At 25.4% G+C, this 26038-nt stretch carries 26 protein-coding genes; 2 read left to right on the top strand and 24 right to left on the bottom strand.

The features are described 5' to 3' along the window. The 15 genes from HMPREF9309_RS08205 to HMPREF9309_RS08130 all read right to left on the bottom strand — a co-directional run bounded on the left by HMPREF9309_RS08205 (position 1) and on the right by HMPREF9309_RS08130 (position 12908). Positions 1 to 678 carry a VirB8 family type IV secretion system protein gene (locus tag HMPREF9309_RS08205; RefSeq protein ID WP_012108065.1) on the bottom strand — a complete coding sequence of 226 codons (678 nt, stop codon included), beginning with the start codon at positions 676 to 678 and terminating at the stop codon, positions 1 to 3. Beyond that, on the bottom strand, positions 678 to 863 hold the full coding sequence (locus tag HMPREF9309_RS08200; protein ID WP_016647471.1) for a hypothetical protein: 186 nt from the start codon (positions 861 to 863) through the stop codon (positions 678 to 680). Before HMPREF9309_RS08200 ends, HMPREF9309_RS08205 begins: the two co-directional genes overlap by 1 nt. Continuing rightward, entirely contained in the window at positions 863 to 1900 is a 1038-nt protein-coding gene (locus HMPREF9309_RS08195; RefSeq protein ID WP_016647470.1) for a type IV secretion system protein, read from the bottom strand. The genes HMPREF9309_RS08200 and HMPREF9309_RS08195 overlap by 1 nt, the downstream gene beginning before the upstream one ends. A 15-nt stretch (positions 1901 to 1915) precedes the next feature. Beyond that, positions 1916 to 2740, bottom strand: coding sequence for a TrbJ/VirB5 family protein (locus tag HMPREF9309_RS08190; RefSeq protein WP_016647469.1), 825 nt, complete (start codon positions 2738 to 2740; stop codon positions 1916 to 1918). Beyond that, positions 2737 to 2868, bottom strand: a complete 132-nt coding sequence (locus HMPREF9309_RS09240) for a hypothetical protein (protein ID WP_016647468.1) — start codon at positions 2866 to 2868, stop codon at positions 2737 to 2739. The genes HMPREF9309_RS08190 and HMPREF9309_RS09240 overlap by 4 nt, the downstream gene beginning before the upstream one ends. A 10-nt stretch (positions 2869 to 2878) precedes the next feature. Further along, entirely contained in the window at positions 2879 to 3229 is a 351-nt protein-coding gene (locus HMPREF9309_RS08185; RefSeq protein ID WP_016647467.1) for a hypothetical protein, read from the bottom strand. 2 nt (positions 3230 to 3231) lie between these two features. Next, positions 3232 to 6000: a VirB4 family type IV secretion/conjugal transfer ATPase gene (locus tag HMPREF9309_RS08180; RefSeq protein ID WP_016647466.1), complete on the bottom strand. Its 2769-nt coding sequence runs from the start codon at positions 5998 to 6000 to the stop codon at positions 3232 to 3234. A 6-nt stretch (positions 6001 to 6006) separates the two neighbouring features. Then, entirely contained in the window at positions 6007 to 6417 is a 411-nt protein-coding gene (locus HMPREF9309_RS08855) for a TrbC/VirB2 family protein (protein ID WP_016647465.1), read from the bottom strand. Between the two features lie 90 nt (positions 6418 to 6507). Continuing rightward, the gene (locus HMPREF9309_RS08170) at positions 6508 to 6921 is read right to left on the bottom strand and encodes an EexN family lipoprotein (protein WP_016647464.1); all 414 of its coding nucleotides are present in this window, start codon (positions 6919 to 6921) and stop codon (positions 6508 to 6510) included. A gap of 97 nt (positions 6922 to 7018) precedes the next feature. Next, entirely contained in the window at positions 7019 to 7957 is a 939-nt protein-coding gene (locus HMPREF9309_RS08165; protein ID WP_016647463.1) for a hypothetical protein, read from the bottom strand. Positions 7958 to 8609: 652 nt separating this feature from the next. Next, complete coding sequence (locus HMPREF9309_RS08155) at positions 8610 to 9503, bottom strand: helix-turn-helix domain-containing protein (protein ID WP_016647461.1); 894 nt, start codon at positions 9501 to 9503, stop codon at positions 8610 to 8612. A gap of 796 nt (positions 9504 to 10299) precedes the next feature. Further along, entirely contained in the window at positions 10300 to 11235 is a 936-nt protein-coding gene (locus tag HMPREF9309_RS08145; protein ID WP_016647459.1) for an Abi family protein, read from the bottom strand. Positions 11236 to 11578: 343 nt separating this feature from the next. Then, complete coding sequence (locus tag HMPREF9309_RS08140) at positions 11579 to 12253, bottom strand: hypothetical protein (protein ID WP_016647458.1); 675 nt, start codon at positions 12251 to 12253, stop codon at positions 11579 to 11581. Next, positions 12237 to 12677: a hypothetical protein gene (locus tag HMPREF9309_RS08135; RefSeq protein ID WP_016647457.1), complete on the bottom strand. Its 441-nt coding sequence runs from the start codon at positions 12675 to 12677 to the stop codon at positions 12237 to 12239. The genes HMPREF9309_RS08140 and HMPREF9309_RS08135 overlap by 17 nt, the downstream gene beginning before the upstream one ends. A 12-nt stretch (positions 12678 to 12689) precedes the next feature. Further along, complete coding sequence (locus tag HMPREF9309_RS08130; RefSeq protein ID WP_016647456.1) at positions 12690 to 12908, bottom strand: hypothetical protein; 219 nt, start codon at positions 12906 to 12908, stop codon at positions 12690 to 12692. 213 nt (positions 12909 to 13121) lie between these two features. Here HMPREF9309_RS08130 and HMPREF9309_RS08125 point away from each other — a divergent pair, with 213 nt between their 5' ends. Both HMPREF9309_RS08125 and mobP1 read left to right on the top strand, forming a co-directional pair. Further along, complete coding sequence (locus HMPREF9309_RS08125) at positions 13122 to 13679, top strand: hypothetical protein (RefSeq protein WP_016647455.1); 558 nt, start codon at positions 13122 to 13124, stop codon at positions 13677 to 13679. Next, positions 13672 to 14922: a MobP1 family relaxase gene (mobP1, locus tag HMPREF9309_RS08120; protein WP_011991606.1), complete on the top strand. Its 1251-nt coding sequence runs from the start codon at positions 13672 to 13674 to the stop codon at positions 14920 to 14922. The genes HMPREF9309_RS08125 and mobP1 overlap by 8 nt, the downstream gene beginning before the upstream one ends. Before the next feature lie 50 nt (positions 14923 to 14972). Here the strand turns inward: mobP1 and HMPREF9309_RS08115 are convergent, their stop codons facing one another. The 9 genes from HMPREF9309_RS08115 to HMPREF9309_RS08075 form a co-directional block, all read right to left on the bottom strand. Continuing rightward, positions 14973 to 15278, bottom strand: coding sequence for a hypothetical protein (locus tag HMPREF9309_RS08115; RefSeq protein WP_016647454.1), 306 nt, complete (start codon positions 15276 to 15278; stop codon positions 14973 to 14975). A 10-nt stretch (positions 15279 to 15288) separates the two neighbouring features. Continuing rightward, positions 15289 to 15825: a hypothetical protein gene (locus HMPREF9309_RS08110; protein WP_012108042.1), complete on the bottom strand. Its 537-nt coding sequence runs from the start codon at positions 15823 to 15825 to the stop codon at positions 15289 to 15291. Positions 15826 to 15858: 33 nt separating this feature from the next. Then, complete coding sequence (locus HMPREF9309_RS08105; protein ID WP_012108043.1) at positions 15859 to 16422, bottom strand: hypothetical protein; 564 nt, start codon at positions 16420 to 16422, stop codon at positions 15859 to 15861. An 83-nt stretch (positions 16423 to 16505) separates the two neighbouring features. After that, positions 16506 to 17513: a toprim domain-containing protein gene (locus tag HMPREF9309_RS08100; protein ID WP_016647453.1), complete on the bottom strand. Its 1008-nt coding sequence runs from the start codon at positions 17511 to 17513 to the stop codon at positions 16506 to 16508. Next, entirely contained in the window at positions 17485 to 17970 is a 486-nt protein-coding gene (locus HMPREF9309_RS08095) for a hypothetical protein (protein ID WP_016647452.1), read from the bottom strand. Before HMPREF9309_RS08095 ends, HMPREF9309_RS08100 begins: the two co-directional genes overlap by 29 nt. A 48-nt stretch (positions 17971 to 18018) precedes the next feature. Beyond that, complete coding sequence (locus HMPREF9309_RS08090) at positions 18019 to 18912, bottom strand: zeta toxin family protein (protein WP_016647451.1); 894 nt, start codon at positions 18910 to 18912, stop codon at positions 18019 to 18021. A gap of 3 nt (positions 18913 to 18915) precedes the next feature. Further along, on the bottom strand, positions 18916 to 19194 hold the full coding sequence (locus tag HMPREF9309_RS08085) for a calponin homology domain-containing protein (RefSeq protein WP_016647450.1): 279 nt from the start codon (positions 19192 to 19194) through the stop codon (positions 18916 to 18918). A gap of 107 nt (positions 19195 to 19301) precedes the next feature. Then, positions 19302 to 25658: an SNF2-related protein gene (locus HMPREF9309_RS08080; protein ID WP_016647449.1), complete on the bottom strand. Its 6357-nt coding sequence runs from the start codon at positions 25656 to 25658 to the stop codon at positions 19302 to 19304. 81 nt (positions 25659 to 25739) lie between these two features. Beyond that, positions 25740 to 26038: hypothetical protein (locus tag HMPREF9309_RS08075; RefSeq protein ID WP_016647448.1), on the bottom strand; the 299-nt coding region annotated here is incomplete at its 5' end.

The raw sequence follows: 26038 nt of genomic DNA, 5'->3' as shown, positions 1-26038 counted from the left end.
CTACCTTTCCACTTCATCATCAACTCTATATGTTAAAACTTTAAAACCTAGTGGATTAATTAATCTTTCATTTTCTGTCATTAACGATTGTGGAGAATAATCATATGCAAGAGTTACAATTTTAGCTTTTTTATTTGTAATTGTGCGAGATTTCGCATCTTTATAAATTTGATTAAATCTTATAGTAGCCATCTTCATTCCATTGCTATTTCCAAGAGTAACAGAATTAATTTCTACATCTATTTCAGTTCTATTTTTTAAAATATCCACTCTAGAATTATCACCTTCATATATTTTTAAATAATCAGAGCTTACTTCAGGACTAGACCAAATTTGAACAGTGGTATAATCGTTTTGTAAAATATTATAAAAATACCCTTCACGAATTTTTACATAAGAAGTAGTGAAATATTTATCTAATGCTTCATTGTCAGATACAAATTCTGTCTGATTTACAGAAGTTATAATATCTACCATTCCAGTTGTATTGTCAACTCTTATAACATAAGGCTCTACACTTTTTAACGGCGTTAAGAATACAACTGCTGTAACACTTATAATTGATATAAAAATTGATAAAAAAGCTATTAACCAAGCTCTACGATTTGATTTTTCAACCAAATATCTGATACTAGCTTCATAACTTATAGCAGTTTTTGTGTCATTATTGTCTATCATTACATTGCCTTTTTGCTTATATTTTGATTTTTGTTTATAGGAACAAATTCTTCACTATCAAATAAAAAATTCCAATCACTTGTTTCATTATGTAAAGTATTTGTCTTTGCTACGCAACCAGTAAAAAGAAAAGTTAAACTTAATAATAAAAATATCATTTTAATAGATTTTATATTTATATACATTATCTACCACCTGTTTTTCTAATTTTGTCTAAAATGAATTTTCCACCTGTTTTTATGCCATCATAAGCTCTTGCTGAGCCTTTTGCACCAAACAATAAGCCTTTCGTAGCTCTTTTAGTGGCTAAAGCACCAAAGCCTAAATTTGCACCTAAAGTAGCCATTCCACCTTTTATAGCACCTCTGCTTGCGGATTCTAAACTTACATTTGTCATTTTTTCAGCTAAACTAAGCACCAAATCAACAAAAACCTTTAAACAAATTCCTGCAAATATACAAACTATGGCTACATTGTAATGCGGAATATCTTTAACACCGATTTGATTTAATGCTGTAGTTGTGTAGCTATTTATTAATTTTAGAGCATATCCACAAAATATATGTATAAAAAATAAAGTGATAATATTTGATAAAATCATAGTAACCCATTGAGTAAATATATTTTTTAAAAAAGATCCAAAAATCAGCCCATAAAATGCAATTGGTGCGATAAAAAGTAATATGTAAAAAGATACAGTATTTGTTATAAGTGCAAAAAATAGTCCAAACGCACCTATAAAAAAACCAATCCAAGCCACTATCGAATATAATAAAGCAGCTAAAAATTCAAAATTACTAGAATGTCCTATAAAATTAATTGTAATTGCTCTTGTAATATTGTAATAATGCTGTAATTGATTGGGAACAGACATATAATAACTATCTATCAAAACATATTCTCTGAAACCTCTTATGGCTTCTTTAATTAGACTTATCCATTCATTTGGAAACATACAAATATATATAAAAATAAATTTTAAAAAAGCATCCCATAAAAAATCTTTGAAATTATCATTTGATTTTCCCCAAAGAATTTTGTAACCACGATATATAATCCAACAAAGCAAATAAGTTCCTACGATAGTTAGTAAAACACTGATCAGATTGTCAATGTTTTTTTCAATAGTAGAGTTATACCCAGTATTTTCTATGAAAAAATTATCTATACTTTTAAGTATACTTGTTATGAGATTATCACTATGAATTTCTTTTGGTGGCATTTTTATACTCTAAAATTAGTTATAAGGGTCAAACGAACCCCAATCAATATAGTTATTCATAAGACGATTAGTTCTATTTTCTAACTCTCTATCTTCCATAATATTTTTTGAATTTTCCCTTTGTTTAGCATATAAATCTATTTGAATTTTTTCTGCTTGCATAAGTGCAACTTGAGCTTGTATTGCATTGTTTAAATCAGAGCTTTCTTTAATATCTTTACTTTTTTGTAGTTTTTTAGCTAATTTATTTATATTTTTCGAATACATACCTATTGTGTCGCTTCTTTCTTTATAAAAAACAATATCTTCTATGTTTGCACTTCTTTTTTGATAGCAAATATTTTGCGTAGTTTTATCTACATCAACAATATCTTTACAATAGTCATATTCAAAAAACTTATCCATCAATTTTTTAACTTTTGAGCTGATACTATCTTTTCCGCTATTTTTAAAATCTTTTAACTCTCCAAGAGTTGTTCCAACTTTCTTCGCTTCATCATACACATCTTTTGCTTCTTCTAAAAAAGAAGTAACATCTCTCACACCGCTTTGAGTTGCAAGTTGTTTTGCATATGCATTTAATTGTGCAGAATAGTGAGTTGTAGTATCTACCCACCTTTTAGCTTCTTTTGCCCACTCTGCAATTTGTTTTAAATTTTGAGTAGTCATTTGAGCATTTGCAGCAGCATCAACTACTGGAATACCACTTGCACTTAATGAATTTGAACTTAAAAATAAAGAAGTTAAAGTAATAAAAAGAATTTTTTTAATTTTCTCAGTATCTGTTTTTGCAGGGCTAATGCTAGGATTGTCTGTGATATTTGTAAATTTGTTTTTCATTTTGATTCCTTATTAAAATAAAATTCGTATCTTTCATTTAACAATTCTTGTTTTGTCTCCCACACATCTCGTGCATTTACTTTGTGTCCGCCTATACTATGTGTGAAAATTTTTATTAAATCTTGCATTTTTTATCCTTTAAATTACAAAGTCTGGATTGTCTTCTAGGTCTGGATCATCTTCTTTATCTTTTAAAATAAAACCATTTATTACTTTGCCATCTATTATTTCTAGAGAATTTTTTATATTCGTTATTTCGTATTTGATTTTTTTGGCAAAATCTTTAATATATTCAACATCATCTGATATAAATTTAGCAGTGGTTCTAAAAACTTCATTATTGTAGGCTTCTGTTATTTCATTATTTTTTGCGATAACTTCATCATATTTCAAAATTTTAATTTCAGATTTTATTTCTAATAGCTCTATTTGAATATCTTTTAATGCTATTTGCAAATCTTCTAAAATATTTTTATCTTTTTTAAACATCTTTAACTCCTATAAAGGTTTTTTAAATTTTCTAATTTTTCATCATAATTTTTAGATTTATCGTTGATTATTTTTTCAACTTCATCAACAAAGGTAGAGCCAGTAGAAAGAATTGCTAGATTTTCTTTTCCAACACTGCTCAAATCTAAACTTACAATTGATTTTTCGCCAGTATTTTTTCTAACTAGAAATTTATATTTATTTGGATCTACGTTTTTTACAAACTCAAATTCTTCTTCACTTAAGTTTAATCTATCTACATAATCCACTTTTTTTGCTTGTGGATTAGCTAAAAGTAGTATTGTTGCACTTTGTTCTATTACCGCTGTTGCTATTTTTGACTTTGCAAAATCTTCTACGCTTTGGGTTCCAAGAACTACAAAACCATTTTGTTTTCTAATGGTTTTTTGCTTATTAAAAACTTCCTTTGCAACTATTTCATTTTGTATCCAATCCCAAGCTTCATCAACTAATAGTCCAAATCTTCTTCCATCGGTTAAATCCATAATTCTCCAAAGAATATAGTAGGCAACCATACAATTTATTTCACTATCTTTTAATAAATCTGTTCCGTCAATTCCATATATGTTTACATCTGTATCATTGAAATTAAGCTCATCTATTTCATTATCGAATACCCAGCCAAATTTATTGTCTTGTGACCAAAGTTTTAAACGAGATTTTAAAGAATTTCTTTCATCATTTCGTTCTGTTAAGTGTTCTAGCATTAAAGAAATTCCATAATTTCTTTCATCTTTTTCAAAATGATGCATTATATAAGTTACAGCATTATTTAAGCTTTCTTCTTCTAGTGTGGTTAAAATTTCATCATTTCTGGTTACAAGCATTTTCATTAAGGTTTGTAATTTTCTAATATTTTCTGCTGTATTATCTACCATAAAAGGATTGAAACCAGTTGGTTTTCCAGCATCTATTGTCAAATACTTTCCGCCACTTGCAAATATGTTTGCACTAGCACCTTTATCTTTGTCTAAAAAGAAAAATGTAGCATTCTTTTTATCTTCAGGTGTTCCTGGTGCAAAAGTATTTTTATCTGCATATTTCTGAAGTTGATCTAATAAAAACCCCATAAGAACTGTTTTTCCCCCACCACTTTTTCCAATAATTAAAGTATTTGCCAATAAAAAAGTGTCGCTAGAAAAGTCTTTTTTATTTTTTCTAGTTTCGTGAAAATTAAAGTAGAATGGCTGTTTATTTGGTGTTTTAAATATTGTTACTGCATCTCCCCATTGGTTATTGCTTCTCTTACCTTTTGCGAAATTATGGAAGGATACTAAACTAGCAAAATTTAAAGTAGATAATGTATGAATTCTTGGTCTAATGCCAAAATTAGCTGGAAATTGCGAAAAATATGTAGCAGGTAGTGCAATACTAGCTAATGTTGTCAAAAAACCCAAATCTCCCAAAGGTTTCATTATTTTATTTGCATTTTTTTCAACTTCACTTACACTATCGCCAAAAACCACTAAAGAAAGATGATATTTTCCAAAATTTAATTCTCCGCTGACTAAATTATCTAATGCGGTATCTAATTCTTCAATTTGACTTATTGCATCATCTTCTGCGGCAACTAATCTTTTTCTTTGTTTATCGATATTTCCTTTTGCTTCCACTTTTGGCATTGGAACAAAACTTTGTGTCATAATATATTCTATGTCTTCATACATTAAAAGATCAAAAATACCTGAAAAACTTTCACCTGGATAATCTTTTATTTCTATCGCTTTTATGAATTTTTTTCTTCCATCATTGTAATTTAATTGTGCAGTTGAATTTCCAAACATTATGTCAGTCAAATTTCCAGTTAAATACTCATAAATTGGTGCGTTTGGTGTTCTTACTTTTTGAAATTCGCCTGAGATTAAAAAATTATAAAATTCAAGTTGTTCTGAATATTTTTGACCTTTAATTTCATAATTTTTTAGCCTTTTAATGCCAAAATCATTAAAATTTGACTCAATAGTAATAGCAAAGTTTTCAAAAGCTCTAATAAAATTATTTAGCTCTTTAACTCTTTTATCTAGACTATCTTTTATAAAACTAGATCTTAGAGCTTTAGTAGTAAGTGGAGAATATATTGCAGTTAAATAAAAGCTATTATTTTTTAAATCATTTTTACTAAAGCCATCGTAATATTTTTTATTCAGATTTGATAAAAATTCATTTTTAAATATTCCATCAAATTTATCCCAAGTATTAGTCCTAACACTATGGATATAAAAAGAAACATTTTTAGCATCAAATTGTCTTAAAAACATATTGATTTTTTGTTTGTTGAATTCTATAAAATTTTCATTTTCAACTTCAAAACTTATTCCATTTATGTGCCAAGTTGCCATTATGTCAAAGTTTTTAGTTATTACAACATTGTCCGCGAGTGTTTGATAAGGTAGATATTTGCTGATATTTGGAACCTTATCAAGCCCTATAATACTTAATTTAGGCATATTAAAATTTATATGATTATTGTTAGAATATTGATTTGTGATATATGCTTTTTTACCACTGCTAAATTTTTTAGAACTTGGATTTGTAAAAAAGCTTATTTTTAGAAAAAGTAATTTAAAAATGAAATCATCTTTTTTTGTTATTTCTTTCATAATAAAAATAACAACTGGCAGAAATGAAAGAAAAATTAAATTTGTATATAAGCTTGTTAAACATATGATGGCACAAGCTATAAAAAATGGAGTTATTGGAACTCCAAAAATCATAGCTGGTCTTGTCAAAGCCTTATAAATGACTTCCATAATTTTTTAGCTCATTAAAAGTTGTGCGACTTCACTGGCACTTGCAATAATTAAGGCACCAATAATGATTGGGGTGCATTCTTGGATAGTTCTTCCACCAAAAAGAACTTTATAGCCAACAACTAAAATAGCGATCGTAACTGTAGCGATTGAAACATATCGGAGCCATTCAGCTACTTTTTCAAGTAGTGATTTTGCTTTTTCCATTCCACCTGCTGCAAGAACAGAATCTGGAAAAATTAATGTTACTAAAAATAAAGCTATAAAAAGATAGCTTAAACTATTGTGTTTTGAAAGTTTAGAAAGAAAAGAAGGTTTTGAAAGAAGTGTTAATTTTTGATAACCATTATCAAATAACGGCTCTCTCTCTCTCTCTCTCTCTCTCTCTCTACTGGTCTTTAAAAATATTTTAAACATTTTTATCTCCTAGATTAAAATTATGGTATTTTAATATAAAAATTATTAAATAGTGCTTAGTAATAAACACTATTTAAACAAATTAAAATTTTATTTATTTTTTGAAGTATATTCTTCTATACATTTTTCTTCTATTGCTATAAATTCGTCGTATGATAATAAACTTTTTGAATTTTCCAAACTATCAAAAAAACATTTATCAACATATTTAACGCATTCATCGCTAGGATAATATTGAGATTCACAATATGCATTTAAGTTTGATCTAAAAGTTGATTTATTTACTTCAAATTTCGCAATATTTGCTTCAGCTTTTTGTGCATTATTGCAATCTTCTTGTTGTTTTTTTGACATATCATCAAAATTTTTATTTCTACATTCGATTATTTTTTGTTCTCTTGCTTCATCGTTCTTCTCGTAAAAATCAATTGATTTTACATTAGCAGAACATCCAGCAGCCACAGCCATTAAAAAACCAATCAAAATTAAAAAATTTCTCTTCATTTTTTACTCCATTATTAAAAAATTATTATATTTTAACAAAATAAAACTTAAATAATTATATTTTCATTTAAAAAACAATCAACCATTAAAGAGAAAATTATTTTTCAATTCTTAATTTACTTTTTATCTTTAGAAGCTCTAACTCTAATTTGAGTTTTTCATTTTCAGCTTCTAAAATAGCCAAATCAAGCTCTTTTAGTCCTTTTTCTGTGATGTGATCTCCAGCATAATCCATTTGTCGTTTACTACCCTGCTCAAAATTTAACTTGAGTTGTTTTTGTTTATTTATTGTAGACTTTTTTTCTGTCGGTTCGACATTTATAATTTCATCGTCATTATCATCTGTAAATTCATCTTTTTTACCAATGACAATTTCATTTGTAATAATTTTACCATTCTCACTTATATTTTGTGTAATTTCTTTTATTTCGTGTTTATCAGTATTGTCTTTAATATCATCAAAACCGTCATACTTTGCTTCTTGTGTAACTTGTTTTGTCATTTCCATAGTATCAAAATCAAAATCTTGAACTATCGTCTGTCTTATTTTTCTTATATCTCTAAAGCTTCCTTTGCCAACTATCTGAGGATTTATAAGATAGTCTTCACCAGTAAAAATATTAGAAAATAAAGCTCCTTTTATAGATTCTCCAAGAGACTGATACTCGTCTTTTGTTAATTTTTTTAATACATTTTTTTCAATTAAACCATCAATTGCTCTTGTAACGCTGCTTCTACTTACTTCACAAGTTAACATTGCATTCTTTTTAAAAGTTGAATCTATTTTAATAACATTTACCCAATTCATAAAATTTATACATAAAAATAATAAATTTTTCTCTTTGTTATCTAGATTAACCCAAAAAATAACATTTTCAAGAAAAAGTTTTATAAATTGATCTCGTTTTAACTCTTTTTTTATAAAAGTATTTTCTTGAGTTATAACTTCACCTGTTTGGTTATCAAATAAATTATTTTCTTTAGTATATACTACTTGTTGTTTTTTTTGTTCATCTAAATTAACAATCTTATTCAAAACTAAAAACCTTTTATCTTTTTTTGGTAAAATTATAGAATTTTAAACTTAAAATAATCTTATTTTAATCATTTTTTGAGTAATTTTTGTTTTTTTTATGATAAAAAATAAAAATTACTAAATTATTAAGTCAAATTTGACATACTTTTGTGTCAAATTTGACGAGTTTTGTTGCAAATTTGACACAATGTCCAAAAAATGGACACAGTTGAAAAACCCATTTTACCGACTTTTTAAAAAATTTACAACTATTTTTTCCTTCTTATTCTATTCTAAAATTTAAAAAAAATCTTTAATTTTATGTGGGGTTTTACCCCACACCCCACCATTAAAGAAAAAAATGGTATGTAAAATTTTGCATATTTCTATGTTATTTTCTAATACTTTTGTATAATATCAATAAAAAACTATAGGAATAAAATGTTTAAAAAGATATATTATCGTTTAATTTATATTGTAGTATCTTTGCTCAATATATATCTTATTTTATTATTAATAAAACCATCTTTGTATTCGCAATATGCAGTAAGAGCAATATTTGGTTTTTTATTTATTGTTGGCGTGTATGAAAATTTAAAATATTTTTTTAAAAGACAAAACAATAATTAATTTTGTTTTTCTATATAAGAAGATTTATTTTTAAATTTTTAAGCTATTTATTTTCTTTTTGTAGTTTTATAAGCTCTATTTTCATTCTAAGATTTTCATTTTCTAATTTTTTTTGTTCATTTTCTGCGTTTTTAATAGCAAGATCCAATTCTCTATCACTAAGAGATATCGATCTACCATTTTCATCAATATCTTTTAAAACAGGCTCTATTTCTAAGGTTTCTTGCGTGTCATATGCGTCAATTACATACTCATCATCTTTTTTATATTGTTTTTCTCTAATTGCGACTTCAGTTGTTTTAAATTTTCCATCAATTGTAGATGTTTGTTTTACACCAGCGATTTCGTGTTTATCTGGATTTTTATATACTTCATCAAAGCCATCATACTTAACTTCTAGCTGTATTTCTTTATTTGATTCAAGTGTTTCAAAGTCATAGTCCATTACAATAACTCTTCTCATTCTTGAAAGTTCTTTAAAAGAACCACTTCCTACCAATTGTGGATTAACTACATACTCTTTTCCTGTAAAAAAAACAATACCAAATTCATCTTTATTTATTTCATTTATTTTAATAATTGCATTTTTTTCGATGAGTTTATTTATAGTTTTTGAAACAGTTCCTTGTGATATATTAGCACTAATTTCTAATGTTTTTCTCAATCCACTATCAAGTTTTATGACATTGTAGTAATTCATCTCTTTAAGTAAAGATAAAAAGACATTTTTTTCCATATTGGAAAAATTATCAATCACATAATCTAAATTATCAACAAAAACTTTTATAAATCTTTCTTTTTTTCTTTCTCTGACAATTCTACTTTGTTCTTGAGATATAACTTCACCTGTTTTATGATTTATTATATCTTTTTCATTTTTGTAAATTGTTTCAGTAGTTTTAGTATCATTAAGATCTATTATTTTAGTGCTATTCATAGTAACTCCTTCTGTTACCGTAATTATACAAATATATTCTTAAAATAGAATATATTTCATAAAATGAATAAAATTCTATCTATTTTCAATAAAATTCGTTAATTTTTAACAAAAATAAGAATATTCCACAGGGCATAAAGATATTCCGTAGGGAATAATATTATTCCGTAGGGAATATTTCAAATTAGGAATAAAGACTTTTAAATGCTCTTAAAATCGTGATTTAACTATTAAACAAAAAGTAAATGGACACATCTTAATATATATTAGAAGAAATCTTTTAAAAAACAAAAAAACAAAACATAGGTAAATCAAAATTTCGCAAAGCGAAATTTTGAACTTTTATTTTATGTGGGGTTTTACCCCACACCCCACCATTAAAGAAAAAAATGGTATGCAAAATTTTGCATATTTCTATATTATTTTCTAATACTTTTGTATATAATATTAATAAAAAATTATAGGAATGAAATGTTTAAGAAGGTATATTATCGTTTAATATATATTGTAATATCTTTACTCAATATGTATTTTATTTTATTATTAATAAAACCATCTTTGTATTCACAATATGCAGTAAGAATAATATTTGGTTTTTTATTTATTGTTGGCGTGTATGAAAATTTAAAAGATTTTTTTAAAAAGACAGAACAATATATAGAAATACGAAATAAAAAAAGGTAGCCAAAAATTTAGATTACTCTAAACCAGGCTACCATAAAACCACTAACTAAGAGTGATTTTTGGTCGAATTGTTTAAATTATACAATTAAAATAATTAAAGATTACTTAAAGATTATTTCAATTTTAATATTTTTTTTGTTAAATCATCAATAAATTTCAATTTTTGATAAAGTTCACTGTGATTTGAAAAATAATCTAAGTGTTTTGAAAATCTATTTACAGAGTATTCGGTTTTTTCTTCTTTTATTTTATTTTTCATTTCGCCAATGCACAAAACATCAAAAACAACAAGAACTGATGCATAATCGTGAATCACAGGTGATTTTAAAAAATATTCAATTGTGTCATTATCATAGATATTCTTAAAACCTAATTTCTCTACTTTTGTTTTTAATCTTTTTGTTTGATTAAATTCTTCATTAATCTCTAAATTGTTTAAAAAACAATTGTTGTGTGCAGATACATTTCTAAGTTTTTTAACATTATATAGTAATGAATTTAATTTTTTAAATTTTTTTATCTTATAATTTTCATAGTAAAATTTCAAAAAGTTAATTAACTCTGAAAAAGTTAAAATTTCAATAAATGCCCAAACTGGAAAATTATATTTGTAATATTTATCCATCAAACCCCTAGTATAAAAATCTACTTTTGTTCTTGATTGATTATATATTTTAAATATGAATGGTTTATTGCGCTGATTAGATGATAGATATTTGCTAACAATTTGATACCCATCTTCTTTTTTATTATTTGTTACATGTCTTATAAATTGAACTTTTAAAACATGCTCTATAATAAGAGAAAGTTCCAAAATAATATCTCTTAGTAAAGTATCCATTAGTGCAAGTTCTTTTAAATAAGCAAATTCTAAATTTTGGTATTGTCCATTAACTTTTTTAAAATTTTTAGAAAAAGATTTTACTTTAAAAAAATAATTACTATGAATTAAAAAATTTTTAGCTTCGTCTTCTTCAAAAATCTTAAAAGTTATTCCATTTTCTTTCATATGTTCTATTTGTTCATCAATAGATAATTTATTTTTCATTTTTTATAACCACCTTAAAATTTTCTTTTAATTATATCAAATTTTAAATAAAAGTATTTTATTATGAAAATTGTAATTTTCAATACAAAATTTAGCAATTATGATATTATGGACTTTTGCCAAATTTAAAAAATCTATTTTAAGTTTAGAAAGCTTAAAGTGGGTAAATTTATTTAAGCTTAGGTGTAAAATTTAAGAAATTTAGGAGAATTCTTAAAAAATCATTATTTTTAAATTTTACCAGTAAAAAGAAAAAATTTTTTATTTTTTTATTTAAGCTTAAGAGTTTTATGGTAAAATTAAATTGAAATTCGAGGGCGAACTAGTTTTCGCCCATTTTATTTTATTCCTTATAAATTTCATTTAAAATATCTTTTAAAAATGTCTCTATTTTATCTGGTTCTATTGTTGTATAAATTTTTTTATTTTCAACTGACAATCTTGGAATGCCATCATCTCTTAATTTTGTTAAATTTTCCCAATGAAATGATCTATTTCTTATATTTACTAAAAGAGATAGTATTATGTCAGCTTTATGTTTTTTACTTATTGGTCTGCGGTTTTTGTATCTGTTTTTGTTTTTGAAATAATATTTTTTTAAATTTATATTTTTAAAATCAAAAATTATATTTAAAGCATCTTTTTCTCTTATGATTTTAGTAATTTGTCCAATTGTTAAATTTGATAAAAGCTGATTATTATTCAATATTAAGTTATCATATCTCTTTTTTATTTTATCAATGATTATTTTAAATTCTGAGGAATTTTGTGCTTCTTGATTTATCCAATCATCGTTCTTATATTTTTCTTTCATATAAAAATCTAATAAATTTCTAGTTCCTATTTCAATTAAAGCTAAATCTTTTGTAATTCTTTGAATTAAGTTTAGATTATTATTATGTCTTTTTAATTGAATTTCTATATCTTTTTTATCTTCTTGTAATGAGTATGATTTTAGTCTTTCTTGTGAAAATAAGTTTATTTTATTCTTTTTAAAATCATCAATTTTTTGTTTCATCTTTTATCTCTTTATTTTTATAAATTTCTAAAATTTCATCAAGACTTAAATTTAAAGTTTTAGCATATTCTTTTAAATTTGAAATAGTTAAAATTATTGTTTTAAGATCTTCCATATTTGTTTTTGCACTTTCATTTGAAATGTTAAGATTTGCTTCTTCTCTTAAAACTTTTTTTGATAATTCATCATCTATATTTTTTAATATTACTTCTTTGTTTTCTAAAACTTTATCTAGATCACCAAAAGTTTCCACTTTGCCATTTGAAACATAATTTAAAAGATAACCATATTCTGATATCATATTTTTTTTAATTGTCATATATGAAAAATAAAAATCTATTTCATTTTTAATAAAATATTCTTCAATTTCCTTTAAAAGTTTTTTATCTTTTATTATCTTAGAAATTTTATTTATTATATTCATTTTTATGCCCTTTTATTTATCTATATAATTTTTAAAAATATTTAAAATTTTATCATTATTATTTTGAGAAATAGCTTCTATAATTTTTGTTTTAAAATTTTCATCTTTTTTTGATTGAGCTATAATAAAATCTCCTATAATCTCTTTATCTTTTTTAATCGTTTCATTTTTCTTTTTTTGCAAAGTTTTTATTTTTTCTTTATATCTATCTATTTCTTCTTGAATTTTCATAGTTTATCCTTTAGTGGTTTTATTTAATAATTATATCAAAATTTGCTTATATTGTAAATAAAAATATGCTATAAATTTTTTAATTTTTTAATAAAATAAAATATGCTATAATTTCGTTATAAATAGTTATATTGCAGGATAGCCTTTTTGGTTTAAATGTAATACATTATAAAACCAAAAAGGCGAATTTCTGCGAAGCTCATAAGGATATAAATGGATAAAAAAGTTTTAAAAACAATTAGAATTGATGCTGAAAACTATAAAAATATTGAAGAGCTTATAAGTAAAGATATTGGCTATAATTTTTCATCTATTGTTAATGCTGCTATCTATAATTTTTTTAACAGTGACTATGATATTAAAAAAAGCATTATAAGATTAGATGATGATAGTAAATTTAAATCTGTTAGAGTAAATTTATCAAAAAAAGAATATAAATATTTTGATATGTTATCTTCTTATAATGGATTTAGTTCAGTTAAACAAATAATTAAATTCATTTTATTGAATTATATGGCTGATGAAAATAAAAAACTTTTTAATAATATAGAGATGTTAGAGTTGGTAAATACTACAAATGATTTAAATAAACTTGGTAGAAATATTAATGAAATAGTTAAACTTCTTAGAACTAAAAAATCATATGAATTTAATATAAACTTTGATAAGTTGGCTGATGTTTTTAAAGAGATAGATGATAAAATTTTAGAAATAAATGATTTGATAACTGAATATAAAAAAATATTAAATTTGAAAGTAATTAATGGTTAAAAAATATAAAAAAGATGAACTTGATGATTTATTTATAGCTAAAAAAGTTTTTACCGAATTAGATAAAAAACAAAAAAACTCATACTCATATAAAAATAAAATTGGTAGTTATAAATATCATTCAAAACAACCTATATTTTCTGTAAAAAATTATACAAAAAAACAAACTGAAGTAGTTATTAAAATAACTGGCTCTAGCAAAAATTTTGGATCGTTAAAGGCACATTTGAAATATATATCTAGAAATGGCGAATTAGAAATTGAAAATAGTGATGAAAATATTTTTTTTGGAAAAGATGATTTAAAAAATATGTCAAATTCTTTTAATGAAATTATAGAAATTCCTACTGAAAATGAAATAAGAAACAATAGTTTAAAAGAAAAAAGAGAAGTTTTACATTTTGTTTTTTCTATGAAAGATTATAACGATGCACCATTAAAAAAGATAAAAGAAGCAAGCATAAAAACTATGAAAGAAATTTATCCAAATAATTATTTCGTGATAGCTATGCACAATGATACAGACAATCCACATTGTCATATTGCAGTAAAAGTAAGAGATAAAAATGGCAAAAGAATAAATCCAAAAAAATCCGACTTAGCATATATGCGGGCAATTTTTGCAAAAGAGTTAAGAGCTTTAAAAATAGATGCAACTGCTACAATAAAAAAAGATAGTATAAATTTTAAAACTGATGAATTTTTAAATGACAAGGTAATAAAATTAAGAGATGATTATAAAAAACCAGAGCATAAAAATCACTACTATGAAGTTATAAGTTACGGAGAGGCTCATTATAAATTTGATATAAATAATAAAAAAAGTTTTTATGTTAGATATAGAACTACAAAAGGACAAGATATAGATATTTGGGCTGATGATTTAAAAAGAGTAGTTCAGGAAAACGATGTAAGGACAGGAGATTATTGTAGATTTGCAATAACAGGTGAAAAACCAGTAGTAGTGCAATTTAGAGATAAAAAAACTGGTATTTTATGTCAAAAAACAAGTTATAAAAAAATGTGGGATGTGTCGATTGAAAATAAAAAAGAAAAGGCACTAAAACCATTAAAAAATTTTACACCTAATGAAATTATCGGCATAAATTCTGATGATATTAATGACAATAGAAAAAATGATAACGAAGTCTTTGATAAACAAAAATCTAGTAGAAAAAGATCGTTAGAGATTAAGAAAAAAGATAATCCAATAGAAAATAAAAAATATAAAAATATAGAATAGTTTTTATATTATATAAATATAAAAACTATTATAATAATATAAATAATATTCTAAATATCAAGAGCTTTTCTTATCATAGTTTCTTTAAATTCTGTTATGTTAATACCTTTATCTTTTAAAATTTTGTTAAGCTCCATATCCTTGACTAATAACTTTCTCATATATGCATTTCTGGCTATAAATTCTTTTTCGCACATATCATCTAAATATTCAAGTTCATCTTTATGTAAATAAATACTTACTTGTGTTGTTTGTCTTTTAGGCTTTTTAGCCAATTTATCTGCCTTTTTAAAGGTTTGTAAGTCTTCTTGTTGCTTAAGAGCATCTTTGATGTTGATGTTTAATTTTTCTGCCATTTTGTATCCTTTATTTTTTAAAATTAAAAGCAAAATTTATAAAAAATATATTAATCGATAAAATCAAATTTATTATATATTTTCCAAAAAATTTTAGCATTAAAAACGATAATAAAACTATTCCTATACTATTTTCAAAACCTATATTTTTTATTAATTCCCAAGAATTATTCAAGCTAGGTGTCCAAATTTTAATGTTGTAATTTAATATTTCAGGTGATGTTAATACTGTAAAAAATCCAACTAGAATAAGTAATAATAAAAAATCTATAAAATTTGAAAACCCAATAAGTCTTATAATTGGAGATGATAATATTATTGAAACAGTTAAAAATAAAACTAAAATACCAAGCCAATATATTATAAAAAAACAAAAGTATAGTATTCCAACATAAAATGCTAAATTTATAGTCCAGCCCATAAACTGTGTTTCTGTTTTATTCCAATCTTTTTGTATTTGTTTTTCTCTTTTTGCATCTTCTTCTTGCATTCTTTTTAGATTTGCTTCATATAATTTGTCTTCTTCACTCATTTCATCAAAAATCATAAAAATCCTTTTATTATATTGATATAAAACATATTATTTATAAGCCTTAATTTTATAAAGTAATTTTTTATATTCATCTATAAAATTTGCATAACTATTTTTTGATAAACCATTTTCATTATAAAGTTCCATAAAAGACATACCAGTATTTATTGCATTATTTAATATTTTAGAGTTTTTAAAATAATATATAGGAAAGTTTTTATATCTTACTTCTAACTCACTCATTAAGAAATCTTTTTCTTTATCATCTTTATAATCAGTTGCCAAAATTATAATATTGGGGTTTATGTTTTCAATTTCTTTTATTGTTTCCAATGTTCTTAAAAACGAATTATATGTTGGTAAGCAAGGCACTATTATACAATTACAGATTTTTATGATATCTAAAACACCACTTGCATTAAAACCACCAAAGTCATAAACACAATCATCTAATGGTTTTACTTCATTTGAGATCATAGCTTTATTTGGATAAATTTGCTCTATGCAAGAATTATCATTACTTTGTAAAAATAAATCTAAATCTTTGGCTATGCTAAAAGCAAAAGGTGTCTTACCAACTCCACCCTTTTTATTAAGTAAAGATATTTTCATAAATTTCCTTTTTAAATTTTTTATAATTATACTTTATTTTATATTAAATTAACTTTAAAAATGTTATATTAATATAAAAAATATTAATTTATATTTTTTTCTATTATTTTACTATTTGATGATATGATTTTTAAATAATCAGTAAAATCAAAACCTTTTTTTAATTTATCAGTAAAACCTAGTTTTTTTGCTATTTTTTCCCAATCTATAATTTCAGTTTTTTTAGTAATGCCTTTTAAATCTTTTTCTAAAATTTTCGAACCGTTTTTTCCGCTCTCGTCAAAATCATATGCTATAACAACATATTTATCTTTAAAATAGTTTAAAAATTTATTATCTATATTTTGTGTTGCACTACCTAGTGTTATAGCATTAAATCCATTTGCTAGTGCATTTAAGCAGTCTTTTTCACCCTCTAAAATAAAAATAGGCTCATTATTTTTACTAAATTTTTCTAAATTTTTTATATCAAATAAGGTTCTTTGTCTGTTTTTTGAAAACATAACTTTTGGTAATTGTATAACACCACCATCACTACCAATAAAAGGAGTTGGAGTTGGGTTGTATTTCCAAAATGTTAGGCAATTACCATTTTCATCTTTAATTGGCATAATTAATCTATCGGCTTTTTTTGAGTATCCAATTTCATATTTTTTTGCAATTTCTCTTTTTTGCTCTTTATTTGCTGTTGGCATTGTTTGACTTAAAAGTTCCCAAAATCTACTGAAATTCTCTTTTCTTTCTTTTTGAAAATTATCAATTATACTTTGTGATATGTAATGTGGCATACTGGAATTTTCTTTTTTGATATTTTCATAAGATTTAAAATTTGTAAAACTATTATCTGTATTTAGATTTAACATCGAGCTAATTTTTCTAAAAGCATCTTTTTGCTGATAGTTGTGAAATTCTACTAAAAAATCTACTATATCGCCATACCATCCACTTCCAAAATCTTTAATTTTTCCATCTTTTGGATTTATAGAAGCACTAGGAGTGTGTTCATCTCTTATTTTAAATTTATAAGAACGATCGATTTGGTGTCCTAATGCATTTAGTATTTCAGCTGTTTGTTCTTTTGTAAGTTGCATTTTTTTCCTTATTTTCTACAATATTACATTCGTTTTTAAGGCATTCTATTTTTGTCCCATCGAACAATATAAATGTTGTTTCATCTTCTTTTAAAAACCAAACTGATCCTATTTTATCACTATTAATTTCTATTGCTTTTTTTCCGCCATAGTATAAAGTTTCAAACCCTCTAAAATCTTGATAAATAATATGTTTATCTTGATAAAATCTAGTCCATTTTCCTGTTTCTGTTGCAAAAAACATTATAATAAATGCAACAAGAAATAGATTAAAATTTGATTTTTTTTGATAAAAAATTATTATTCTTGAAAATTCTGTTATAGTTGCAAAAGCTAAAGCTATAAATATTTGTATAAGATAATTACCCATACTATCTTCTGTGTTATAATAAATGCCTATTATAAGTAAAGCATTAAATACTACAACTAGGCTCATTATTAAAATTTTATTTTTCATTGTTTCTCCATACTAAATATAAAATCTATTATTTTAATATAAAATAAATTATAAAATTTCTTTGTTACTTTCTTTTTTATTTTCTCTACTATTTTTTTCTTTTTGTTTAAAAATATTTCTTACTGCTTTATCTGTTTCTTTGCTGATACTATTTAACTCTTCATTGGTTATAGCTTTATTTTTTCCATTTACTATACGAGATATTAATTTTTCTATTTTTTCTTCATTATGTAATTTAGTTTTATCATTTTTATCAAAAACACAATGTTGTTTATATTGTAGGCTTCTGTATATAATTTCAATATCTTTAAAATCATATTTTTGTGCTAATGTTTGAGTTGATTTTCCTAAATTTTCATAGCATTCTTTTTGAAATTCTTTGGATATTTTTCTTGGTGGCTCTTGGAATTCTTTATCTTTTTCAAAATCTACTTTTTGTTGTAAATATCTTTGTTCAACTGAGCTTATACTATGATTTTTATTGCAAGTTACTACATAGAGATTTAACTCATATCCATTTTTCTTAAATTTATCTAATTGTTTGCTTACTGTATCGGTTGAGCTTAAAGTTCGCTCCAGTATGACGTTATAGCCATTTTCTATAGCTTTATCGATAAGTTTTTCGCCAACTTCTCTCATAAATGGATTTGTATAGATTGAATAATCATCACTATCTTTTGCACCTTTTTCATAAATCTCTCTTGCATTTGGATGTAAAGCTCTGTAGTCATCTAAATTTATAATAATACAATTATTATCCATAGATCTTTGTATTTTGCTAATTGTTGTTGATTTTCCAGCTCCTGGTTGTCCGCCAACTAAATAAAGCTTTGGAGTTTGGTTTTGACGATGACAATGCTTTGAAATTCTACTCCATCTATCATCAGCTGCATTAATTATGTCTTGTTCTGTAAAATTTGATAATTTTTCTAAATCCGTCATTTTTTATCTCAATTTATATTTTTTTATGATTCTATCTCGCTCATCTGCTAAAATCTTTTTGCACTCATCATAGGTTTTTTCTTTTGAGTATTCTTGCCAAATTTTGTCTGTTAAATCCCAAAAATTATTCAAATCATCATTTTTATAACTTCTATCTACTATATTTTTCTCTCTCATAAGTCGAGTTATCAAATCCGCACAGTAATCGCATTTGGATCTTAAAATTTCAAATTCATCGCCACTCATAGCTCTATCCCAATCTAAGTCTAAATTTATACCCATTTTAAATCCTTTCTTTTTAAGTTTGTTACTCATTTTTTATTTTATAAAAATTATACTATAATAAAAATTAAAGTAATATAAAATCTATTATTTTAATATAAAATAAATTATAAAATTTCTTTGTTTTTTTCTTGGTTATTTTCATTGTTTATTATCCTATTGTTTTTTAAATTTTGACTTTCTAAAAATTTTGACTTAAATGAACTTTTATAAGCTGGATTTTTAGATGATTTTGCTAATTCGTTTATAATAATTTTATTTTCATCCCTTAATAAATTTAGTATATTTTGCTTTTTATAGGTTTCATTTTCATTTAAATAAACTTTTAAATCAGCTGTATTTTTTTCTAATGATTTAATTGTTTCTTTGTTTTTATTTTCTTCTTTTAATAGATTTTCTTTATTTAGATAATTGTTTAATCTTCTTATAAAACCATTAAAGGAAATATGAGTAAAAAGGTTATTGTCATCTATCTTATAATGTAAGTTTTCAGGATAAAAATTAGTTATTTTGCCATCTGTTCTGTCTTGTATTGTAAAAGATATCTCTTTTGGATTATCGCTCCATCCACCATATATTGTAAAACCCTTATATCTCATAATTTCCATTATATTTCTTTCATATACAGATATATTTTTAAAATTTTCTAAAAATATATTATTCATAGATTCTTGCTCTAGTTTTACAAAATCATCATTTCTGTCTTTTGGTATATCAAATTTTCTTTCATATTCTGTGCTATATTTAGATCCATATGGAGATAACATAATGCATTGAAAATTTTCATTTTGATTGTTGTTGAGTGTATTTTGAGCAAGTTGTAAATTTATAATATCTTTTTTAAGATAGTCAATCTTTTTATTATTGGCTTCTATTGTGTCTTTGGCATTTATTATATCATTTAAAAAGTTTTTATATAAAATTTCTTCTTTATCTAAAGCACTTTTTAATTTTACTTGATCGATTATAAGTGGATTTCCAGTTGCAGCAGCTTTCATTTCAGCAGCACTTGCTGCTTCTTCTTCAAAGCCACTCAAGGTTCTGCCATCAACTAAGCCTTTTCTAAAATTTACTAATGAGTTCGATTTAGTTTCTATAATCTGCCAAGAAACTGCATCATATGTATTTTCAGTTACATAACGAAATTCTTTTATCTTAAAATTATCAGGATCTTTTTGGAATAAAACATTTCCTTGTCTTATAACTCTTCCATTTCTTTGAATAAAATCACTTGGTCGCCACGGCACATCAAAATGGTGTATTGCTGTTACTCGTTCTTGAACATTTGTTCCAGCTCCCATTTTTGCTGTTGAGCCTATTAAAATTCTTATCTCGCCACTATTTACTTTTTGAAACAACTCTTGTTTTTTAGCATTGCTTCCGCCAGTATCGTGTATAAAAGCTATCTCTTCTCTTGGAATACCTGCTTTTACTAGCTTTTTATATAAATCTCCATAAAGAAAAAATGAATTTTCATCGCTATCTCTATCTTCTTCTTGATCAAAATCTACATCATCTTCAATAATTTCATTTATATTAATAAAATCTTTTTCTTGTTTGTTATTTTCAGTATCGATATTTAAATTTGTAGATAGTTGATTTGTTTGGCGAGGTGTTCCTATATCTAAGAATACTAGTTGAGTTCCTTTTTCTTTATCCCAATTGTGGTATTCTTCTACTATATTTTTAACACAGTTGTTCATTTTAGATTTTTCAAAATCAGGTGCATTCGGATCTATTAGTCTAAAGTCAATTCCTGCTTTTTTTGCGTCACTCGTGCATTTTAAGTGATTATCTATTTTTGGATCAAAAGAGCCACTTCCTAATTTTTCCATTCTTGCAATGATTGAGCCTTCATTATAGTTTCCATCTTTATCCTGGACACCTATATAAAATCTTTGTTCTTTGCTTATTGGCGATACGCTTTTTATGATATTTACTTCAGGAACATAGTGAGTATAGTGTTTTTTAATGTCTGAGTTCGTTACAATATCAGCAATCTCTCCGTAAGCTCCACACACTTCAGGCAAATTATTAAGTGCTGTAAATCTACTTACAATTTTAAAATTTTGTGCTGTTGCGTTTAGTTCAGGCACATTTTCTATTTTTGCAAAATTACTTGCCCAAGCATCAAATGAGCCAATACCTTTTTTTTCTAAATCATTAGGCATTAAATACTTGTTTATATTATATAGTTCAGTTAGTGAGTTTGAAATAGGCGTTCCAGTAAGAAAGAGTATTTTTTTATCATTATTATTTAGATATTCTGTAAAACAATACATAGACAAAGCTTTTTTAGATCCTGCTTGATTTCCTAAACCTTTTACCTTTAAATGTGTAGAAAATGGCAAATTTTTATACATATGACTTTCATCCACTACTAAATAATCAATTCCTAAATCAGAAAAATTTAAAGCTTTGGATTTGTTATCTTTATCTAATTTCTCTTTTAATCTTTCTTCTAAAGAATTTAATCTTTTTTGCATTTGTTTTATTGAAGCAGGGCGGATATTTTCATCATTTTTTTCAGCAAAATTTATACTTTCTTGCAACTCTTCAATTTGTCTTTTCATAACATTTTGTTCTACTTCTGGAGGAACTGGAATTTTTTCAAGCTGAGAATGCGAAATTATAATAGCGTCATATTCTCCATTCATAATTTTGCCAAAAAACTCTTCTCTGTTTTGCGGTGATACTGATTTTTCATCACTTATTAACAAATTTGCATTTGGGTAAGCGTTATAAAATTCGTCACTCCATTGATTTACAAGATGATTTGGCACTGCAATTAAAGCTTTATTTGCAATTCCAAGCTCTTTTTGCTTCATTACAGAGCAAATTGCAGTTAATGTTTTACCTGCTCCAACTTCGTGATCAAAAAGGCAATTTTGCTCATTTATAGCTCTAAAAATAGCATCTTTTTGATGTTTTCTTAAATTTATATTTGAGTTTAAACTATCTAGCTTTAAATCGCTTCCATCATAATGTTTATGTGCGTAGCAATTAAAAGTATTGTTATAAATTTCGCAAAGATCAGTTCTTCTTTCATAATCTTTCCATATCCAATTATCAAATTTTTCTCTAACACTTTGTATTAAGCTATTAACTTTTTGAGTTTTTTCAACATCTACTACTTTTTCCATCATAGGATTGCCATTTTTATCAAATCTTAAATTCCTATCAACATCTCTTAACTGATTGCCAGTTTCTTTTTTAATGACAATACTGGAGTTTTGTAAAGCATTTGTGCATATGTTATAAGGTGAAAATCTTTCAAAACTAAGTCTTCTTTCATTGTATATAGTCATAGGATGGGTTTGACCTTCAAATTTCCACTCACCTGTTAGGTTGCTTCTACTTAAATGCCAAAACTCTTGTGAAATCCCTAATTCACTTTCAAAAAAGTCATTATAATATTTTAACGGTATCCAACTAGCTCCCATAGGTGCATCTATTTCGCTTGGTTTTAAATCTGTTGGAATGACTTCTTTTAAGCTTTCTATATTTTTATTTATTTCAGGAAAAGTCTTGGCTATATCTTTGGCTATTTTTAATTTTTCTCTTACATCTCCTGATAGATATTTGGCGGATAAAACAAATTCTTTTTCGCCTTGTGATAGTTTAATTGGATCTAAAAAAATTTGATTTTCAGATATTAGACTATTTGCAACATCATTACTAGTTTTATTTAAAGTTTTAGCTATATATTCTATATTTGGTTTGCCGTATTTGTTTATACTGGCAATTAATCCATCAAACTCATTGTCAAATTTAATTTCTGATTTTGGTTTTATTACTCTGTGTATTAAAATATTTGCTTTTTCACAGCTTTCTTTTCTTGGTGTGACACCATTTTTTAAAGCTAATTCAGGACTTATTGCTTTTTGGTAGTTTTTTTCAAGTGATGCAATTTTAGCGTAATCTACATCCTGGTCGATTCCACTTTTTCTGCTTGAATTATGCAAAAAACCACATTTTTTATGATAAATATCTAAAAAATTATTTAATTTTTCTCTTGCCTGGATTAATTGGTTATCATCATCGCTAATATCCGTTTTTTCAAGCTCAATTAACTCTTTATGTGCATCTCTTAAATTTATAAAATTTTTAACTCTTTCTTGTTGTGCTGGTTTTAGTTCAGGCTTTGTGGCAAGAATACCATTTGCATTATTTATTTCGCCTTTTTTAATGTAAATTTCATTATTGAATATAAAATAGTTATTTTGTTTTAAATCTTTATAATAATTTGCATCTATTATCTCATCAAGATAAATCTCATCATTAATTTTTGTTTCATTTTTGTGGAATTTATAAATATTTTTTGGTAATGTTTCAACAAATCTATTTAGTTCATTTTCTAAATTCAAATTTGAGTTTTTTGTGCAAACTAGCTCTTCTCCGTGAGATCTAATCTGAATTTCTAAATTTCCTAAAATATTGTTTGGATTTTGAATAAAATAGTTGTTTATTATTTGATTTGTATCTTTAAAATTTTCTACATTTAGCCAATTGTTGTTTAAATTTAAATCTTTACCTTTTTTAAAAAATACAATATCAGTTGATGAGTGAGTGCTATCAAAGGTGTTTTCAGGTAGTCTTACAGCACCTAAAAAAGTTGCGTAATTGTCTATATATCTTCTTGTTATATCTGTTTTTGAATCTAGAAATTTAGTAGAGATAACAAAAGCCATAATTCCATCATCTTTTAGCATATGTGAAGCAGATTTTGCAGCAAAAAAGTTATGTAGAGACATTCTTGGAATATCTTCTTTTAAAGCTCTATTTTTATCTATAATGGCTATTTCTCCAAATGGTGGATTTCCTATTATTGCATCAAATTTAGTAATGTTTTGATTGGCTAAGTCGTCTTCATATCCCATAGCGTAGTGTTTTTGATTTGGAAAAAGTAAAGATAACATATCGGAGCTAAGATGATTTTTCTCAATAGTTAAATATTCAAAATTTGGATTTGGTTTTAAAAAAGCACCACTTCCAGCACTCGGCTCTAGCACTCTTTTTTTATTATTATCGCTATTAATTCCCATTTCATTAAGTGCTTTATGTATGGTATTTACCAAAATTTGAGGCGTAAAATATGCGTTTGTGATAGTTTCTTTTGCTTCTTTATATTCTTCTTCGGTCAATAAATTTTTTAAAAGTGTATTTTCTTGTTTGAAGTTTTGATTGTTTTCATCAAAAGCTTCACTAACACCGCCCCAGCCTGTAAATTGTGAGATAATAGTTTGTTCTTCTTTTGTAATTGTAAAAAAATTATTATTGCTTATAGCAATATTTTTTATTTTAGTTAGTTCTTTTGTGAGTTTTACAGCTTCATAATTTTTATAAAATCTATCTTTTTTACCTTTAATGAGAATCTCATCTTGATAGATAAAATCCTCATTTTTATAGGTTGAAGTTAGTTTTAGAGTGGAGTTTCTAATATCTCTTTGATTGTTATTATTTTCTCTAGATCTTCTAGTTTGAAAACTTCCATCTTGTTGTATTTTTCTGTCTGTTTCTCTTCTAATAGGTTGTAAATCGTTGATGATTCCATCGCTATTTTGTTCAATTTGAGAAAAAATTCCACCTGCTCGTTGTCTGTTTTGATGATATTCATCTTTCGTAATTTCATCACTATGTATCGCATTGGGTGACTGATTTTGTCTAAATCTTCCACTGCTTTGATTAGTTTCACTGCTTGGCTGTTCGCCCAACTCTCCTTGAATGCTCCCACTGCTAGAAGTTCCTTCCAGGTCATTCCATTTGGTAGATATTTTGTGTCTATCATCATATAGATCTTTGCTATCTTGTATCCTATGTAATACGGAATTCCTAGACTCTCCTGCATTTGCCAAAATCCCATCATCTTCATCTTCTCTTTGGCTTGTTTGCTCGTGTAGGCTAGAAGTATTAGATGTTCTTGAATTTTGCTTGCTATTTGTAGGCAATGTATCCCATCGTTCATTATGTATTTCATCTCCTTGTCGCAACCATTGATTATCAAGGTTGAGAGATACATCTCTACTAAGTTCAGTTGTAAAATCGAATTCAAGTTGAATAGGTTCATTAAGTCGTTTGTTATTAGTGGAGATATTAGATTTCTCTTCTCTTTCATATATTCTATTGCTACCTGAAATACTTCCATTTTGGGTTGTTTCTCCCTTGGATAGTCCGTATTGCTGTCTATTTGTGTCCATAGAGGATTGGAATTCTCGCCTATCAGAATCGATTGGATATTCATCCCCGTTAGCCATTGTGCTTCTTCTAATGGTGTAGTCTCCCTTAGTATCCATTTCTGTGACATTTCGTTCTTCCAATTCTCTTTTTCTTTCGGTGTCATTTCCCAAGCTGCTTTCATCTGCTTCTCCTTTTAGATATTCATCTAGTGTATCAACTTTATTTTTATAAAGTTCTTCGAATAGTCCGCCTTCCCACCACTCTTGTTTTTGTTTTCTCTTTGGCATATCTTTTCCTGAAATTATAATAAAAAATTCTTAATATTAACTTAATATAATTTCTATTATATTAATATAAATTATATTCTTTTAACTGATACCTAAACTTGTAGGTTTTGAAATTCCTTTTTCTTTTTCTTTTGTTTTAGTTATTTTTGATACAGCTTCTTTTGATAATTTTTCTATATTGCTTAATTCTTTTTCTGTGATAGCATTATTTTGTTTATTTATAGGATTTTCATTTTCTTTATTTTGTTCTTTATCATTATTTTTATTGTTGTTTTCGTTAGGAAAATTAAATTTTCTATCTAGTCCATATGAATTTGTAAAAGCAACTAAAAAAGCTTCTAAATTATCATCTCCAAGACCTTTTCCTGCTTTTGCAAGTT

It is taken from the genome of Campylobacter ureolyticus ACS-301-V-Sch3b (assembly GCF_000413435.1).
Lineage (GTDB): Bacteria > Campylobacterota > Campylobacteria > Campylobacterales > Campylobacteraceae > Campylobacter_B > Campylobacter_B ureolyticus_A.
This window is presented reverse-complemented; position numbering and strand designations above follow the sequence as displayed.